This is a genomic window from Belnapia sp. AC561, from assembly GCF_979252845.1.
Map to the genome: position 1 here is coordinate 1 of NZ_CEEDBP010000065.1, position 15987 is coordinate 15987.

Here is a 15987-nt window from a genome sequence, read left to right on the forward strand (position 1 = left end):
ACCCCATCTGGCCCCGATGTTCGCCTTCACCCCCACCCCGGTCCTGCCCGGCGATGCCCCCGCCGCGGCGCTGGCCGTCGAGGCCTGGCGCCAAGCCTGGAAGCCGCCGCGGGTCCGCCTGCTGCTGCTGGCCGAGAGCCACATGGCCACCTCCGCCGCCGAACTCGCCTGCCGCCTCCGCCTGCCCGCCGGCCTCGACTGGCCCGGCCCGGACGGCTTCGTCCGCCACATCTATTGCCCGGCCTATGGCGAGCCGGCCCTGGCCCCCGACCTGCCGGTCGCCAATGCCGGCACCAACCAGTACTGGCGGTTGTTCGCCGCCATCGAGGGCAGCCCCCCGCCGACGCGCGCCGCCATCCCGGACCTCGGCGCCCGGTTGGCGGCCAAGGCCGCGCTGCTGCACCGGCTGAAGGCGCGGGGGATCTGGCTGACCGATGCCGCGCTGGCCGCCGTCGCCGGCCCGGGCGGCCTCCGCGCCGCACCCCGGCCCTATGCCGCCGCCCTGCGCGAAGGCTGGCGGCACCACGGCGAGGACCTGCCGAAGCTGCACCCCGCGCATGTGCTGGTCATCGGCCTCGGCGTCGCCCGCATTCTCCGTGCCGAGCTCGACGCCACCTTCCCCGGCCGCTGGCAGGCGGTGCCGCAGCCGATGGGCGCCCGCGGCCTGGCACCCACCGCCGCGCTGCACGCCATCCTCGCCGAGGCCGCCCGCCAGCATGCGCCTGATTGACTCAACGGCACGAAACCCGACAGGACTCCCGTCATGCCGCACCTTCCCCGCCTTGCGCTCCTCGCCCTGCTTTCCCTCCCCGGTACGGCCTTCGCGCAAGGCCAGCCCTTCCACGTCACCAACCGCACCGGCGCGGACGCGAAGGAGCTGAACGCCGTCCGCACCCCGCGCGGCGCGGCCGCCGACTGGGGCCGCAACCTGCTCTCGCCCGACCGGCCGCTGACCAATGGCGCCGGCTTCCGCATCAACCCGGCGGAGGCCGCCGGCTGCCGCTTCGACCTCCGCCTGGTCCTCACCGATGGGCGGGAGGCGATGCTGCAGGACCAGGACATCTGCGCCAACCGCGAGGTCGCGCTGGAAGCCGCCGCCCGGCCGCTGCCCTCCGGCAAGCCGGCCCCGGCCAGCGCCGCCGTTCCGCCGCCGCCGTCCAACGTGCCGCAGCAGCGCCCGAACAACGGCGCCCGCAACGTCTCCACCGGCACCGGCTTCCTCGTCGCGCCGGACCGGGTGCTGACCAATCACCACGTCGTCAACGGCTGCGACCGCATTGTCCTGCGCGCGCCCGATGGCCGCTGGCTCGGCGCCGTGCCGCCGGCCCGCGTCGATACCGGCCTCGACCTCGCGCTCCTCGCCGTGCCCGGCCTGCCCGGCCCGGCGCTGCCCTTCCGCGGCGGCCCGGCGGTGCGCCGCGGCGATGGCGTCGTCACCTATGGCTTCCCGCTGGCCGGGCTGCTCTCCTCCGATGCCAAGCTGACCCGGGGCGAGATCAACGGCCTCGCCGGCCTGGCCGACAACCGCGCCCAGTTCCAGATCAGCGCCGAGGTCCAGCCCGGCAACTCCGGTGGCCCGCTGCTCGACATGCAGGCGCATGTCGTCGGCGTCGTCGTCTCCAAGCTGAATGCCCAGCGCCTCGCCCAGCGCACCGGCGACCTGGCGCAGAACATCAATTTCGCGGTGAAGGGGGAGGCGGCGCTGGAATTCGTCCGCCGCGCCGGCCTCACGCCGCAGGTCGCCGACAGCAGCGGCCCGGAACGCGGCGCCGCCGACGTGGGCGAGATCGCCAACCGCAGCGTGCTCTTCATCCGCTGCGAGCGGTAAGCGTCGGCACCGGCCGCAGCCGCGGCCAACGCTCCAGCCAGCTCTTTTCCGCGATGCGCCCGAGCACGATGCCCAGCTTGTCGCCGGCGAAGCCCGGCGTCGGCCGCAGGATGCCGCCGAACAGATCCTCCAGCCCATAAGGCGAGGCAATATCGCAGCCATCCGCCGCGGTGCGCCGGGCCGCCACGGCGGTCGCGGTTTCCGGCCAGTGCCGCATGGCATCGCAGGCCGAGCCATAGGGCGCATCGCCGTTGCGCCGATGCATCCGCGCCTGGTTCTTCACCGACCAGACCACCTCCGGGGCCATCCCGCACAGCGCCGCCTCGATCGCCGTATCCTCCGCCGGCGCCGTCCGCGCCGGGTCGAACCACAGCACGTCGACATCGCCGGCCGGCACCGTGGCCGCGCGCCCATGTAGCCGGTCCCAGACGGCAGACCGGATGAAGCCCGCGCCGATCCAGCAATCCGGCAACCGCAGCGACCGGACCAGCCCCAGCAGATGCCAGCGCCACGCATCCTCGGCCAGCATCCGCTGCAGCCTCGCCGCCGCGGTCATGGCGAACGCGCCTCTCCCCTCCGCACCGCTAGCCCGAGCCAGATCGCGCTGGCCACCAGAACCCCCCAGGCCAGCACCAGGGCGCGGCCCGCGCCCAGCCCATCCACCGCAAGCCCCACCACCAGCGGCACCGCGCTGAAGCCGAGATGCGCCACCACGAAGTACCCGGCGACGGCTCGCGCCCGGTCCCCGCCAGAGGCCGCCTCCGCCACCGCCGCCAGCCCGCCGGGATAGACGAAGGCATAGCTGCCGATCCCGACCACCGCCCCGCCGAGCAGCAGCGGCCACAAGCCCCCGCCCCAGGCCGCGCCCCAGAAACATAGCCCGCAGCCCAGCACCAGCACCGCCAGCCCGAGCCGTACGGCGGGCCCCGGCCGCATGTGCTTGAAGGCCTGCTGCGCCAGCACGCCGACCAGCATCATGCCGCAGGCCGCAAGCGGCCCGACCAGCGCATGGCCCTGCTGCGCCAGCACCGATTGCACGCTGGTCAGCACGATGCCCGTCGCGCCCCAGCCGGGAATGATCGCAGAGGTCGTCGCCAGGGTGCCGCGCGGGAATGTCGGCAGCCGCAGCCAGCTCGCCTGCGGCATCGCCAGCGTCTCCGGCAGCCGCGCCACCAGCGGCAGCAGCAGCAGGGCGAAGCCGATATGCGCGGCGAAGGTCAGCGGCGGCAGCATTCCCGGCCAAGCCGCGACGGCGCCGAGCGTCAGGATGCCGCCCACCCCGAAGCTGCCGATGGTGGCCAGCGCGATCACCCCCGCCGCCCGGCGCCCACCGGCCGGCCCACCGCCGGCCAGCTCCGCCGCCCAGGCCGCCGCGGCGCCGGCGACGCAGCCCATCCCGAGGCCCTGCGCCACCCGCGCGACGGCCAGCGCCGGGATGCTGGGAAAGATCGCCAGCAGCAGGGTCGAGAGCATCGCCAGCGCCACGCCGAGCAGCACGCAGGGCTTCCGCCCGATCCGGTCCGGCAGCGGCCCCAGCAGCGGCGCCGAGACGATCACCGTCGCCGCGTAGCAGGCGAAGGCCATGGCCAGCGCCCCCGCCCCGTAGCCCCCGCGCGCGGCGTACTGGCCATAGAGCGGCAGCGGGATGGTCGTCGCCAGCCCCACCGCGCAGACGGCGAGGCCGACCCGCAATTCCGCATGCCGGGGTGCTGCAACATCGGGCAAAGGGGGCGACTCCGGCATCCGATCGGCAGCCTGCGGCCCGGCCGCCGACAGGTGAAGAGGTCATCCGATGGACAGGCCGGACGCTGCACCGCACCATCCGCCCATGACCGAAGACCCGATCCTGCTGCGCGACAGCACCGATGCCGATATCCCCGCCATTGCCGCCATCTATGGCCACTGGGTCACCCATGGCCGCGCCAGCTTCGAGCTGGAGCCGCCGGACGAGGCGGAGATGGCGAAGCGCCGCGCCGCGATCCTCGCCGGCGGCTACCCTTATCTCGTCGCCACGGATGCCGCCGGCCGCCTGCTCGGCTATGCCTATGCCAGCGCCTATCGCGCCCGCCCGGCCTATCGCTTCTCGGTCGAGAACTCGGTCTATGTCGCGCCCGATGCCGGCCGCCGCGGCGCCGGGCGGCGGCTGCTGCCGGCACTCATCCAGCACTGCGAGGCCGCCGGCTTCCGGCTGATGATCGCCGTCATCGGCGACAGCGGCAACGCGCCCTCGATCGGGCTGCATGCCGCCTGCGGCTTCACCCATTGCGGCGTGCTCCCGGCCGTCGGCTGGAAGCACGGGCAATGGCTGGACACCGTGCTGATGACGCGGCCGCTGGGCGAGGGCCCGGCGACCGCGCCGGCCTGACGCCTCAGGCCGCAACCGCCCGCTGCCCGCCGGCCAGCCTGCGCGCATCCAGCGCCCAGGCGCCGGCGCCGAGCCCGGCCTGCACCACCAGCGCCGCCGCCCAGAAGGCCGGGAATTCCCAGCCGCCGCCCGGCACGTTGAACAGCCAGCCATTGCCCGAATGCTGCAGCAGTGCGCCGAGCATGATCGGCAGCAGCCCGAGGCTCACCCAGCGCACCGCAACGCCGGCCAGCAGCGCCAGCCCGCCGAGGATCTCCGCCGCGATCACCACCGCGCCGAGCAGCGGCGGATAGCCGAGGCTGCCGAAGAAGCCCATGGTCCCGGCCAGGCCGAAGGTGCCGAGCTTGAGGATGGCGCCATGCGCCAGGAACAGCAGCCCCTGCGAGATCCGCAGCAGGGCGGCGGCATAGGGCGTTGTGGTCCGTTCGTCGATCATCGGGGTGGTCCTTCCTTGCCATGCGGCTCAGGTGCCGCGATGGCCGGAAGGTGCGCTGCCAAGGCCCCGGCTTCCAACGCGGGCTCGGAACGTCCATCATCAGCGTCCTGAATGATGCGGGACCGGCATGGCCGATATCGGCAACCTCGACCTGAACCTGCTGCGGGTCTTCGACGCCGTCGCCCGCGAACGCCACGTCACCCGTGCGGCGGAACGGCTGAACCTGTCCCAGCCCGCCGTCTCGAACGCGCTTGCCCGGCTGCGCCATGCCCTGGGCGACGAGCTCTTCCTCCGCCGCCCCGGCGGCGTCGAACCCACCGCCCTGGCGCTCACCCTCGCCGCGCCGGTCGCCGATGCGCTGGACCGCATCGCCGAGGCCATCGCCAGCCAGGCCCCCTTCGACCCCGCCAGCAGCCGCCGCGTCTTCACCATCGCCCTCAGCGAATATGCCGAATCCGTCCTCGCCCCGCCGCTGCTGGCGCGGCTGACGCAGGAGGCGCCGCAGGCCCTGCTCGCCATCCGCCACGCCGACCGCACCAACTGGGAAGCCCTGCTGGAGGCCGATGCCGCCAGCATGGCGCTCGGCGTGCTGCCCGAGCCGCCGGCGATCTACACCCGGCTGCGGCTGCTGCCGGAAGGCTTCCGCACCCTGATGCGCGCCGATCATCCGCTGGCCGAGGGCGAGCTGACGCTGGAGCGCTTCCTCAGCGTCCCGCATCTGCTGCACTCGCCCAATGGCTCGCGCGACGGGGCGATGGACGTGGCGCTGGCCGCGCTCGGCCAGCCGCGCCGGCTCGGCGCCGTGGTCGCGCATCTCTCGGCGGTGCCGGAAATCCTGCAACGGACGGGGATGATCATCAGCCTCTCCTCCCGCCTCGCCGTGCAACTCGCCGCCGCGCATGGGCTGGTGCTGCGCGACCCGCCCGTCACCCTCCGCCACACCCGCCTGTCCCTGCTGTTCCACCGCCGCTTCGAGGCCGACCCGGGCCATGCATGGCTCCGCCGCCTGATCCTGGCCGTGGCCCGCGACGTGGAGCCTGCCGCATGACCGAAGCCTATGACTACGTCATCGTCGGCGGCGGCAGCGCCGGCTGCGTCCTCGCCGCCCGCCTGTCGGAGGATCCGGGCACCACCGTCGCCCTGATCGAGGCCGGCGGCCGCGACCGCCACCCCTATATCCATATCCCCGCCGGCTATGCCCGCATCCTCGGCCATCCCAAGCTGACCTGGGGCTACCGCACCGAGCCGGACCCCGGCACCGCCGACCGGGCGCTGGATTATCCGCGCGGCCGGGTCTGGGGCGGCTCCTCCTCGATCAACGGGCTCGGCCATGTTCGCGGCCATCCCTCGGACTACGATCTCTGGGCGCAGAAGGGCTGTACGGGCTGGGGCTGGGACGACCTGCTGCCCTATTTCCAGAAGCACGAAAGCTTCGCGACCGGTGGGGCGGAGCGCGGCACCGCCGGGCCGCAGCCGGTCGAGCACCTGGCGGAAACGCCGCCGCTGCTGGACCATCTCGCCGAGGCCGCCCGCGCCATCGGCCTGCCGGTCAACGCCGACATGAACGGCCCGCAGCGCGAGGGCTTCTCGACGTTCCAGCAGACCCGGCGCGGGCGCCGCCGGATCTCCGCCGCAAGGGCCTACCTCCACCCGGCGCTGGCCCGGCCGAACCTCCGCGTCATCGACCAGTCCCTAGCCCTGAAGATCATCGTCACCGAAGGCCGCGCCACCGGCGTCGCCATCCGCCGCGCCGGCGTGGAGCAGACCATCGCGGCGCGGCGGGAGGTGATCCTCTCGGCCGGTGCCATCGGCTCCCCGCAACTGCTCCTGCTGTCCGGCCTCGGCCCCGCCGCCGAGCTCGCCGCCCTCGGCATCCCGGTGCTGCGGGACATGCCGGGCATCGGCGCCAACCTGCAGGACCATTTCATCATCCGGCTCGGCTTCCGCCTGGCCTCGCATCGCTGGTCCGCCAATCGCCGCATCGTCGGCTGGCGACTGCCCTTCGAGGCGATGCGCTGGGCCTTGCGCGGCGACGGCGTCCTCACCTGGTCGCCCGGCATGTTCTCCCTCTTCGCCCGGACCGCGCCCGGCCTGGAAGCCCCCGATATCCAGATCAACGGCGGCCCGCTCTCCTGGGCGGAGGCACCCGCCGCCCCCGGTCACCGCTTCGCCGGCCTGCGGATCGGCGTGCCGGAGGCCGCGCCCGGCATGACGCTGGGCGTCTGGCAATGCCGGCCGGAAAGCCGCGGCTCCATCACCCTGGCCTCGCCCGACCCGGCCGCCGCGCCCCGCATCGCCCCGCGCTTCCTGGCGACCGAGAACGACCGCGCCTGTGCGCTCCGCGGCATCAGGCTGGCGCGGGACTGGATGGCGGCGGCGCCGCTGGCCGGGATCGTCGCCGGGGAATCCCGCCCCGGTCCGGCCGCGGCCGATGACGCCGCCCTGCTGGACTTCGCCCGGGAGACCGGCGGCACGGTCTATCACCCCTGCGGCACGGTCCGGATGGGCGGCGACCCGACCGCGCCGCTCGATGCCCAGCTCCGGCTGCGCGGCATCGCCGGGCTCCGGGTGGTGGATGCCTCGGTCTTCCCGGATATCCCGGTCTGCAACATCAACGCGACGGTGCTGAGCGTGGCGGAGAAGGCCGCCGCGCTGATCCGCGCGGGATAGGCTTCCTCAGCAGGACCGGCCCGCCAGGGACGCCGGCCGCCGCTTGCCGGCATCGACGAAGCCCCGCCAGGCGGCGGTCAGCGGATTGTCCGGTGTCCCCAGCACCAGGCCGCTCCAGAGCAGGGCCGGCTCCCAGCGTGCCCCCGCCGCCGCCTGCCGCATCGCCGCCAGCCCCGAGGCCGCGGGCGGCGCCAGGCCGCAGGCGAACGGCATCGCCTCCTGCCGCATCGGCCTGACACCCTGGCCCGAAACCGGCGGTGCCCCGACCAGGCTGAGCCCGAGGGTGATCACCCCCGCGATGAAGGGAAGGGCCCAGCGCATCCGATCCTCCTGTCGCGGCGCCATCCCGGCGGCCGCAAGGGGGCAAGGGCATGCGGCGTGCCAGAGCCTTGCCCCGGATTGTCTGCATTTTGCGATGCGTTCCGCGAAAGGCATTGCGGGTTGCAATGGTCCCGGCCCAACCTCGCGGGCTGGCCGCCTGCTGGGCAATTCCCCTCGCCTTCAGGGCAAGGCGGCGCTAAGACGACATCGAAACGACATGCGCCGCTGCCAGGGCCGTCGCCTGCCATGGGAATCTCCGTCCTCACGGCACGGCCTTCCAGGCCCTGCAATCTATGCGCGAAAATCTCACGTCGCATACACCCGGTTACAGAATTGACGCAGCGTCGGCTGTCATCCAACCGGAGATTGACGCAACTTCTGCAAAATGCGACGCATGATCGCGTGAGCGCATTGGACCCCAGCATCGCCGAACAACTGGCGCAGGATCTGCCGCCAGCCGATTTCCGGCGAATCATCGAAACCTTCGAAACCGATCTCGGCCGACTGGCGGTGCAGCTCGAAGCCGCGGCCGTGGCCGGCAATTGGGATGGCTACCAGCGCGCCGCCCATAGCCTGGCCGGCGCCGCCGCCGCGGTCGGCGCCCTCCCGCTCGAGGAAGCGGCCCGCGTCGCCATGGACCCGCGATCCCCGCATCCGCCCGCCGTGGTGGTGCCGGTGATCCGCGACCGGGCCATCGCCGCGGTCCGGGAACTGGCCGCCCTCGCCACCCGGTTCGGGGGGCCGTGAGCAGCGTCACCGGGCGAGTCCTGCTGGTCGAGGACACGCCCACCCAGGCCGAGGTTGCCAAGGCCCATCTGCGCGACCTGGGGCACGAGATCCGCACCGTCGAGACCGCCACCGAGGCCCTGGCGATGGCCCGGTCCTGGGACCCCGACGCCATCCTGCTCGACCTCGAATTGCCCGATTTCTCCGGCCTTGAGGTGCTGAAGACCCTGCGCGGGGAGGGCTCGGAGACGGCGATCATCGTCATCACCGCCAATGCCTCGATGAATACCGCGGTCGAGGTGATGCGGGCCGGCGCCACCGACTTCCTGCCGAAGCCCTATCCGAAGGCGAAGCTGGTCTTCACCCTCCAGAACGCCATGGAGAAGCGCACCCTCGTCATCGAGAAGCGCGCGCTGGAGACCGAGCTGCAGGAGGTGAGGGCCGCCTCCTCCCGCCAATCCTTCATCGGCTTCATCGGCGGCTCGCCGGCCATGCAGGCGGTCTACCGCACCATCGAGAGCGTCGCCGCCAGCCGCGCCAATATCTTCATCACCGGCGAGAGCGGCACCGGCAAGGAACTCGCGGCCGAGGCCGTCCACAAGGCCAGCCCAAGGGCGGGCAAGCCCTTCATCGCGCTCAACTGCGGCGCCATCCCGCGCGACCTGATCGAGAGCGAGATCTTCGGCCATGTGAAGGGCGCCTTCACCGGCGCGACCGACACCCGGCTCGGCGCCGCGAAATCCGCCGATGGCGGCACGCTCTTTCTCGACGAGATCGGCGAGATGCCGCTTGAGGCGCAGGTGAAGCTGCTGCGCTTCGTCCAGACCGGCAGCTTCCAGGCGGTCGGCGGCAGCCGCGCCGAAAAGGTCGATGTCCGCTTCGTCTGCGCCACCAACCGCGACCCGCTGGCCGAGGTCGAGGCCGGCCGATTCCGCGAGGACCTCTACTACCGCCTCTACGTCGTGCCGATCGAGCTGCCGCCGCTGCGCGCCCGCGGCCAGGACGTGCTGCTCGTCGCCCGGTCCTTCCTCACCCAATTCGCCAGGGAGGAACGCAAGCGCTTCCGCAGCTTCACGCCGGAGGCCGAGCGCGCCATCCTCGCCTATCCCTGGCCCGGCAATGTCCGGCAGTTGCAGAACGTGGTCCGCAACGTCGTGGTGCTGCATGACGGCGACAGGGTGGAGCCGGCCATGCTGCCCGCCACCCTGCTGCGCGCCGGCCCCCGCTCCGCATCGACCCCCGCGTCCCCGCCGGCCGCCGAGCCCATGCCGCCGGAGCCGCGCTTCGATCCACCGCCCGAGCCGGCCGCCCTGCGTCTGCCGCCCGAGCCGCCGCCCGAGCCGCCCGCCGTCATCGAGATCGTGCCGCTGGCCGAGATGGAGCGCCGGCTGATCATGGCCGCGCTCGAGCATACCAGCCAGGACGTGCCCCGCGCCGCCTCGCTACTGGAGATCAATCCCTCGACCATCTACCGCAAGCTGCAAGGCTGGCGCGCCGGCAAGCGCGCCAGCGCCTGAGCCTCACTCCGGCTTCCAGCGCAGCCGCCGCAGCAGCCATTCCCGATAGGCCAGCACCGCTTCCGGCGAGGGTGCCAGCGGACTCAGCACCGGCGCCAGCTCCGTCCCCGCGCTGATCCGAACGCCTGCCGGCAGCCCGTTGCGCGCCTCCTCCTCCAGCCAGCGGAAGGCCGCCGCGCGCCATAGCGCCACCACATCCGCCGGGGTCAGCGCCGGCAGCAGCAGCGCGCCGATCAGCCGGGCATTCGCCGCGCCGGCGACGAAGGCCGCCCGCAGCGCCGCATCGCCCCCCGACGCCAGCTCCGCCAGGGTCGGGACCTCCGGCAGGGCGGCATCGCGCGGCCCCGGCCCATCCAGGGTGAACCAGGGCTTCGCCCCCAGCGCCGCCAGCCGGGCCGGCACATCGGCGCCCTGCAGCACCACCGCCTCCACCGCGCCCTGCGCCAGCGCCGCCTCGGCCCGGGTCCCGGCCAGCCCCAGCACCGGCGTCGCCGGCAGCCCGAGCAGGTCGCATCCCAGCAGCGCCACCGCCGCCGCCTGGTCCGGCGCCAGGCAGCCGAGGCGGACCGGCGCCTGCATCGCCGCCGCCAGGCTCGTCCGCCCCGCCACCACGGCCGGCCCCTGCGCGGCACAGACCGGCAGCCAGCCGGCCCCCTCGAACCGCGCCCGCTGGTCGCCGACCAGCCGTGCCTGGGCCGCGGCCCCCGGCAGCACCAGCAGCATCCGCCCATCCGGCGCCGCGGCGGTGGCGAAGCGATTGGCCGCCGTCACCCCATCCGGCCCGCCGAGCACGCTCTGCTGCAGCATCACGGCCGTGGTGCTGCCCCGGGCCAGCGCCGCGGCGAGGCGGGAGGCCCAATGCGCCATCGGCCCATCCTCCGGCCCCGGCACCAGCAGCGTCGCCGCGGCGGGCAGCAGCGCCCGCGCTGGGCGCGTGACCGCCAGGGCGACCATGCCGGCGGCACCCAGCAGGCCCCTCCGGGTCGATGCCGGGCCTTGCCTCATCGCCGCCTCCCTGCCGCTGCCATGTCCCTCATGCCCCTCCCGCGGCAGCAGGGGCGTGACGTCTTGCACAGGGAAGGGGGGCATGGCGCTAGTCGTCGTAGCGCAGCAGCGTCTCGCAAGGCACGTCCAGGCGCTTGCGGCCGTTGAGGAAGGTCAGCTCGATCAGCGCCGCGACCGCCGGCACCTCGGCACCGGCCTGGCGCAGCAGCCCGATCCCGGCGGCCATGGTCCCGCCGGTCGCCAGCAGGTCGTCCAGCAGCACCACCCGCTGGCCCGGCCGCACCGCATCGGCCTGCATCTCGATCCGGTCGGTGCCGTATTCCAGCGCATAGTCCAGCCCGATCGTCGGCCCCGGCAGCTTGCGCGGCTTGCGCAGCATGACGAAGCCGAGCCCCAGCTCCAGCGCCAGCGGGGCGGCGACCAGGAAGCCGCGGCTCTCGATCCCGGCCAGCACATCCGGCTTGTAGGGACGCACCAGCGCCGCCATCCGCGCCATCGCCGCATGCCAGGCGGGCCCGTGCCGCAGCAGGGTGGAGATGTCGTAGAACAGGATGCCCGGCTTGGGGAAATCCGGGATGCCGCGGATATGGTCGCGCAGGTCGATGTCGGGGCTGGCAGCGTCGGGCATGGCGGATCTTTCGGAGGGGCCGGGCGGAAAAAGGGGGGCGGCTTGAAGCGGGACCGGTTTCGGCGACACTAAGCACCGGGGGCCAGGGCCACGCAACGGGGCCACGCAACGGGGCCGCGCAACGGGGCCGGCGGCCGCTTCGGGGCTTGGCGCGGCGCCCGCCTTACGCCATGTGCGACAGATGTCCCGCATCGCCATCGCCGTATTGGTCGGCCTGTTCGGTTTCGCCGCCTATGTCGCCCTCGTCGTGGCGCTGGCGGACCATGTCGTCACCCAGCACTGGGCGCTGCAGGTGGTCTTCTTCCTGGTGGCCGGCATCGTCTGGGCCTTCCCGGCCAGATGGCTGATGTTCTGGGGCGCCGGCCAGCGCTAGGCGCCCCCGGCCATTTCCCGGCGGCGCGGGAAGGCTCTAGAACCGCCGCCAACGCAGCATCCGCAAGGCCCCCGCATGTCCCAGATCATCGCCTTCCAGGGCCTCCTCGGCGCTTATTCCGACCTGGCGTGCCGGGCCGCCTATCCCGGCTGGACCACCCTGCCTTGCGCCAGCTTCGAGGCCGCCATGGATGCGGTGCGCGGCGGCCAGGCCGGGCTCGCCATGCTGCCCTGCGAGAATTCCCTGGCCGGCCGGGTGCCCGACATCCATCGCCTGCTGCCCGATTCCGGCCTTTCGGTGGTGGGCGAGCATTTCGAGCGGGTCGAGCACTGCCTGCTGGCCCCGAAGGGCGCCACCCTCGCCAGCCTGAAGCGCGCCCATAGCCACCCCGTCGCGCTCGGCCAGGTCCGCAACATCCTGCGCGAGCTGTCGCTGGTCCCGGTGATCGAGGCGGATACCGCCGGCGCCGCCGAGATCATCGCCACCCGCGGCGGCGTGGAGGACGCGGCCATCGCCAGCGCGCTCGCCGCCGAGATCTACGGCCTCGAGATCCTGCGCCGCAACGTCGAGGACGCGGCGCACAACACCACCCGCTTCTACGTCTGCGCCGGCGCGCCGGAGGCCCCGTCGCCCGGCACCGCGGATTGCGTCACCACCTTCATCTTCCGCGTCAGGAACATCCCCGCCGCGCTCTACAAGGCGCTCGGCGGCTTCGCCACCAATGGCGTGAACATGAGCAAGCTCGAGAGCTACATGGTGGATGGCGAGTTCACCGCCACGCAATTCCTGGCCGATGTCGACGGCCACCCGGAGGAACCCGGCGTGCGGCGCGCGCTGGAGGAGCTGGCGTATTTCTCGCGCGAGATGAAGGTCCTCGGCACCTATCCGGCGCATCCCTACCGGCGGCTGAACCACGGCCAGTAGCAGGGGCCGAAAAAGCGAAACCCCCGCAGGACAGCGTCCTGCGGGGGTTTCCGGTGCCTGACTTGGTCGGAGCGAGAGGATTCGAACCTCCGGCCCCTGCGTCCCGAACACAGTGCTCTACCAGGCTGAGCTACGCTCCGTCGGTCGGGCCACCGCCGCGTGGCGGCAAGGCCACCGCGCGGGAGGCGGCGATATAACCCCCAAGCCCGGGATGGGCAAGGGGGTCCCGATGCATCTCACAAACGGCTGGGCGCCCCGGCATCCCCGGCCTCGGTCCGCTGCAGCAGCGCCATCGCCGCCGCCACGTCCGGCACCACCGTGAACAACCCGCGGCCTTCCGGCGCGACGAAGCCGCCGGCGATCAGCGCCTCGACCAGGGCGACGAAGGGCTGCGCCCAGCCCGCCTCGTCCAGCACCAGCACCGGCTTGTCGTGCAGGCCGAGCTGGCGCCAGGTGACGATCTCCACCAGCTCGTCGATCGTGCCGAGCCCGCCGGGGATGGCGATGAAGGCATCCGCCAGCTCGAACATCCGGGTCTTCCGGCTATGCATGCTGTCGGTCACCTCAAGCTCCGCGACAGCCGGGTAGATGCGCTCGATTCGGGTCAGGAATTCCGGGATCACCCCGTGCACGCGGCCGCCGGCGGCGATCGCCGCCTCCGCCACCACCCCCATCAGCCCGACGCCGCCACCACCATAGACCAGGGTCATCCCAGCCTCGGCCAGGGCTTTGCCCATGGCCTGGGCGGCGGCGGCATGGGCCGGGTTAGTGCCGTGGCGGCTGCCGCAGAAGACGGCGACGGATCGGATTGGTTCAGGCATGGTAATACTCCGGAATGCCTTTCCTGCAACGCGCCAGCAGCCTCTCAGGCTTTGGCTTGGCATGGAAAGGCCGAGCCATGGCATGGTCGCACCCACAACCTACAGGCAAGGACCTGCGTATGAAGATGCGGATTTGGATTGCGGCACTCGGCATGGCCGCCCTCGCGGGCACGGCCTTCGCGCAGGGCGACGTCATCGCCGAGCGTCGGGCCGGACTCAAGCGGATGGGCGGCCATATGGACGCCTTCAAGCCGGTGGCCGAATCCCGTGGCGACGTCACCGCCCTGGTGCCGCGCGTCGATGACATGATCGCCTGGTTCCGTTCCATGCCGAGCCGCTTCCCCGAAGGCTCCAACACCGGCGATACCAAGGCCCTGCCCACCGTCTGGACCGAGCGCGCCGGCTTCGAGGCCGCCAATACCCGCATGCTCGGCCAGCTCGACGTGCTGAAGGCCGCGGCCGCCTCGGGCGATGCCGCCGCCTTCGCCACCGCCTACCAGGCGACCGGCCCGCAATTCTGCGGCGCCTGCCACCGTACCTACCGCGCCCGCTGATGCAGGCCGGCCGGCACCGCAAAGGGGGCACCCCGTGGTGCCGGTCGTTCAGCCCAGCCGGCTGAGCCCGAAGACCACCAGCGCCGCCACGCCGAGCAGCGCCGTGGCCAGTGCCGGGGACCCCAGCCGTGGCGCCGGCGTCGCGGCCGGCAGCGTCTTCCGCCCGGTCACCATCGGCCGCACCAGGTCGTGGCCCTTCAGGACCGCATAGGCCACCACCGCCAGCACATGCAGCCCGACGGCCACCAGGATCAGGTTGAAATTCCGATGGTGCAGCCCGGTCAGCCAGTCGCTCGTCTCGGACGTGACGGCCTTGGCCAGCGGCCCGTAGTCGCCATAGCCGGTATCGGCGAAAAGCCCGGTCACCGGCTGCGCCAGCAGCAGCGCCAGCAGCACCAGCACCATCCAGCCGCCGGCGGCATTATGGCCGATCTCCCGGTCCGGCTCCCGCCGCGGCAGGTGCCGCAGATGCGACAGCGCCGCGACGGGGGATTTCAGGAAGCGGCCGAAGCGCGCGGTATCCGACCCCACCAGCCCCCAGGCGAGCCGGAACAGCACCAGCGCCAGCACCGCATAGCCCGAGGCATAATGCGTCTTCATCCAGCCCGCCTGGATGCTGGCATAGGATACGCCCAGCAGGACCACGACCGACCAATGCACCAGCCTGATCCAGCCGTCCCATACCGTCATCCGCCGCATCGGCTCGTCGCTCATCCGCCCGCCCCGCTCGATTCGTATCGCCGGCCATCCTACCAACCGTGCCCGGTGGATGCAGCCCGGGGATATGCTGCCGCATGAGCCTTGCTGACCTATTGCCCTGGCGCGGCCTCGCCGCCGGCCTGCTGCTGGCCCTGGCCTGGTCCGGGTTGTTCCGGGCGCTGCGCCGGCCGGATCTGGCCGGGCTCGGCGCCGGCCTCGGCCTGCTGCTCGGCTGGGCGCTGACCCTTGGCCTGCTCCTCGGCTCGCCGCGCCAATTGCCGGAACGCCTGCCCGCCCTGGCCCTGGGCGGCAGCCTGCTCGGCCTCATCCTGGTCCTGGCCGGGCGGCGAGGCTGGGTCGGCGTGCCGCTGGCGCTGCTCGGCCTGTTCGGCGCCGCCTGGTGGCTGGCGGGCGGGCCGCTGACGCAGGCGGACCTGCGCCGCGCCAGCCTGGCGCTGCTGGCCCTGGCCACCCTGGGCGGCGCCGCGCTGCTGCCCCTGCGCGGCCCGGTCCCGGCCGCCGCCGCCGCGGCGCTGCTCGCCCTCGGCCTCTGGGGCTTCGGCCCGCCCGGGCCCTGGCTGCCGCTGGCCCTGGTCGCCGCCGCCGTCGCCCTGGCGGCGCTGCCGGGCGGCGGCTGGAGCCTCGGCCCCGCCCTGCCCATGGCCATCGGCCTCGCCGCGCTGGCCGCCGGCCCGGTGCTGGCGCGTGGGGCCAGCACCGATTGGCTGGTCGCCGCCGCGCCCTTCGCCGCCCTCTGGCTCGGCCCCGCGCTCGGAGCCCGGATCGGTGGCCGCTGGGGGGAGCCGCTGGGCTGGGCCATCGCCGGCGGCCTGCCGCTGATTTTCGTTTGGCTGATGCAGCGCGGCCACTGATCACGCGGCAAAACTTGCCGTATAGTACAAAAAAGTTACTGGGTGGTGACGCATGCGCCGATGCTGCGTGGTGGCGGAATGAAAGGCCTCGGCCTGATCGGGCTGGTTGCCGTCGCGGCCGCCGGGACCGCCTGGCTATGGCTGGCGGATGCCCCGCCCGCGCCGCGCCTGCCCGCCGCCACGCTTGCCTGCCAGCTGACCCAGCTGCGCCATGCCGGGCTGGTGCCCTTCCGGCGCGAGGGGCGGTC

At 73.1% G+C, this 15987-nt stretch carries 19 protein-coding genes and 1 tRNA gene; 11 read left to right on the forward strand and 9 right to left on the reverse strand.

Annotated features, from left to right (window positions below; translation table 11 throughout):
* Both AC0IW9_RS28900 and AC0IW9_RS28905 read left to right on the forward strand, forming a co-directional pair.
* Positions 1-730: hypothetical protein (locus tag AC0IW9_RS28900; protein ID WP_471651765.1), on the forward strand; the 730-nt coding region annotated here is incomplete at its 5' end.
* A gap of 33 nt (positions 731-763) precedes the next feature.
* Entirely contained in the window at positions 764-1828 is a 1065-nt protein-coding gene (locus AC0IW9_RS28905; protein ID WP_471651766.1) for a trypsin-like peptidase domain-containing protein, read from the forward strand.
* On the opposite strand, the gene AC0IW9_RS28910 is transcribed toward AC0IW9_RS28905, so the two are convergent.
* Both AC0IW9_RS28910 and AC0IW9_RS28915 read right to left on the reverse strand, forming a co-directional pair.
* Positions 1809-2384, reverse strand: a complete 576-nt coding sequence (locus AC0IW9_RS28910) for a nucleotidyltransferase family protein (protein WP_471651767.1) — start codon at positions 2382-2384, stop codon at positions 1809-1811. The two genes, AC0IW9_RS28905 and AC0IW9_RS28910, sit on opposite strands and share 20 nt — an antisense overlap.
* Entirely contained in the window at positions 2381-3571 is a 1191-nt protein-coding gene (locus AC0IW9_RS28915; RefSeq protein ID WP_471651768.1) for an MFS transporter, read from the reverse strand. Before AC0IW9_RS28915 ends, AC0IW9_RS28910 begins: the two co-directional genes overlap by 4 nt.
* 85 nt (positions 3572-3656) lie before the next feature.
* On the opposite strand from AC0IW9_RS28915, the gene AC0IW9_RS28920 reads away from it, so the two are divergent.
* On the forward strand, positions 3657-4193 hold the full coding sequence (locus tag AC0IW9_RS28920) for a GNAT family N-acetyltransferase (protein ID WP_471651769.1): 537 nt from the start codon (positions 3657-3659) through the stop codon (positions 4191-4193).
* A 4-nt stretch (positions 4194-4197) separates the two neighbouring features.
* Here AC0IW9_RS28920 and AC0IW9_RS28925 read toward each other — a convergent pair whose 3' ends face one another.
* Entirely contained in the window at positions 4198-4629 is a 432-nt protein-coding gene (locus AC0IW9_RS28925) for a DoxX family protein (RefSeq protein ID WP_471651770.1), read from the reverse strand.
* Between the two features lie 127 nt (positions 4630-4756).
* Here AC0IW9_RS28925 and AC0IW9_RS28930 point away from each other — a divergent pair, with 127 nt between their 5' ends.
* Together AC0IW9_RS28930 and AC0IW9_RS28935 are read left to right on the forward strand one after the other, a co-directional pair.
* A complete protein-coding gene (locus AC0IW9_RS28930; protein WP_471651771.1) occupies positions 4757-5677 on the forward strand; it encodes a LysR family transcriptional regulator in 921 nt (306 codons plus the stop codon).
* Entirely contained in the window at positions 5674-7299 is a 1626-nt protein-coding gene (locus AC0IW9_RS28935; RefSeq protein WP_471651772.1) for a GMC family oxidoreductase, read from the forward strand. The genes AC0IW9_RS28930 and AC0IW9_RS28935 overlap by 4 nt, the downstream gene beginning before the upstream one ends.
* Positions 7300-7305: 6 nt before the next feature.
* Here AC0IW9_RS28935 and AC0IW9_RS28940 read toward each other — a convergent pair whose 3' ends face one another.
* Positions 7306-7620: a hypothetical protein gene (locus AC0IW9_RS28940; RefSeq protein ID WP_471651773.1), complete on the reverse strand. Its 315-nt coding sequence runs from the start codon at positions 7618-7620 to the stop codon at positions 7306-7308.
* Between the two features lie 402 nt (positions 7621-8022).
* Here AC0IW9_RS28940 and AC0IW9_RS28945 point away from each other — a divergent pair, with 402 nt between their 5' ends.
* Both AC0IW9_RS28945 and AC0IW9_RS28950 read left to right on the forward strand, forming a co-directional pair.
* A complete protein-coding gene (locus tag AC0IW9_RS28945) occupies positions 8023-8367 on the forward strand; it encodes an Hpt domain-containing protein (RefSeq protein WP_471651774.1) in 345 nt (114 codons plus the stop codon).
* On the forward strand, positions 8364-9863 hold the full coding sequence (locus AC0IW9_RS28950; protein ID WP_471651775.1) for a sigma-54-dependent transcriptional regulator: 1500 nt from the start codon (positions 8364-8366) through the stop codon (positions 9861-9863). Before AC0IW9_RS28945 ends, AC0IW9_RS28950 begins: the two co-directional genes overlap by 4 nt.
* 3 nt (positions 9864-9866) lie before the next feature.
* Here AC0IW9_RS28950 and AC0IW9_RS28955 read toward each other — a convergent pair whose 3' ends face one another.
* Together AC0IW9_RS28955 and AC0IW9_RS28960 are read right to left on the reverse strand one after the other, a co-directional pair.
* Positions 9867-10868 carry a hypothetical protein gene (locus tag AC0IW9_RS28955; RefSeq protein ID WP_471651776.1) on the reverse strand — a complete coding sequence of 334 codons (1002 nt, stop codon included), beginning with the start codon at positions 10866-10868 and terminating at the stop codon, positions 9867-9869.
* Between the two features lie 88 nt (positions 10869-10956).
* Positions 10957-11472 carry an adenine phosphoribosyltransferase gene (locus AC0IW9_RS28960; RefSeq protein ID WP_471651783.1) on the reverse strand — a complete coding sequence of 172 codons (516 nt, stop codon included), beginning with the start codon at positions 11470-11472 and terminating at the stop codon, positions 10957-10959.
* 205 nt (positions 11473-11677) lie between these two features.
* Between AC0IW9_RS28960 and AC0IW9_RS28965 the strand changes: the two genes are divergently transcribed.
* A complete protein-coding gene (locus AC0IW9_RS28965) occupies positions 11678-11869 on the forward strand; it encodes a DUF2842 domain-containing protein (RefSeq protein WP_471651777.1) in 192 nt (63 codons plus the stop codon).
* A gap of 75 nt (positions 11870-11944) precedes the next feature.
* On the forward strand, positions 11945-12793 hold the full coding sequence (locus AC0IW9_RS28970) for a prephenate dehydratase (RefSeq protein ID WP_471651778.1): 849 nt from the start codon (positions 11945-11947) through the stop codon (positions 12791-12793).
* A gap of 63 nt (positions 12794-12856) precedes the next feature.
* On the opposite strand, the gene AC0IW9_RS28975 is transcribed toward AC0IW9_RS28970, so the two are convergent.
* Both AC0IW9_RS28975 and AC0IW9_RS28980 read right to left on the reverse strand, forming a co-directional pair.
* Positions 12857-12933: transfer RNA gene (locus AC0IW9_RS28975), tRNA-Pro, on the reverse strand.
* 96 nt (positions 12934-13029) lie between these two features.
* Positions 13030-13614: an LOG family protein gene (locus AC0IW9_RS28980; RefSeq protein ID WP_471651779.1), complete on the reverse strand. Its 585-nt coding sequence runs from the start codon at positions 13612-13614 to the stop codon at positions 13030-13032.
* A 125-nt stretch (positions 13615-13739) separates the two neighbouring features.
* Between AC0IW9_RS28980 and AC0IW9_RS28985 the strand changes: the two genes are divergently transcribed.
* Complete coding sequence (locus tag AC0IW9_RS28985) at positions 13740-14168, forward strand: cytochrome c (RefSeq protein ID WP_471651780.1); 429 nt, start codon at positions 13740-13742, stop codon at positions 14166-14168.
* A gap of 48 nt (positions 14169-14216) precedes the next feature.
* On the opposite strand, the gene AC0IW9_RS28990 is transcribed toward AC0IW9_RS28985, so the two are convergent.
* Positions 14217-14882, reverse strand: a complete 666-nt coding sequence (locus AC0IW9_RS28990) for a cytochrome b/b6 domain-containing protein (protein ID WP_471651781.1) — start codon at positions 14880-14882, stop codon at positions 14217-14219.
* Positions 14883-14962: 80 nt separating this feature from the next.
* On the opposite strand from AC0IW9_RS28990, the gene AC0IW9_RS28995 reads away from it, so the two are divergent.
* Positions 14963-15739 carry a hypothetical protein gene (locus AC0IW9_RS28995; protein WP_471651782.1) on the forward strand — a complete coding sequence of 259 codons (777 nt, stop codon included), beginning with the start codon at positions 14963-14965 and terminating at the stop codon, positions 15737-15739.
* Positions 15740-15987: the final 248 nt, after the last annotated feature.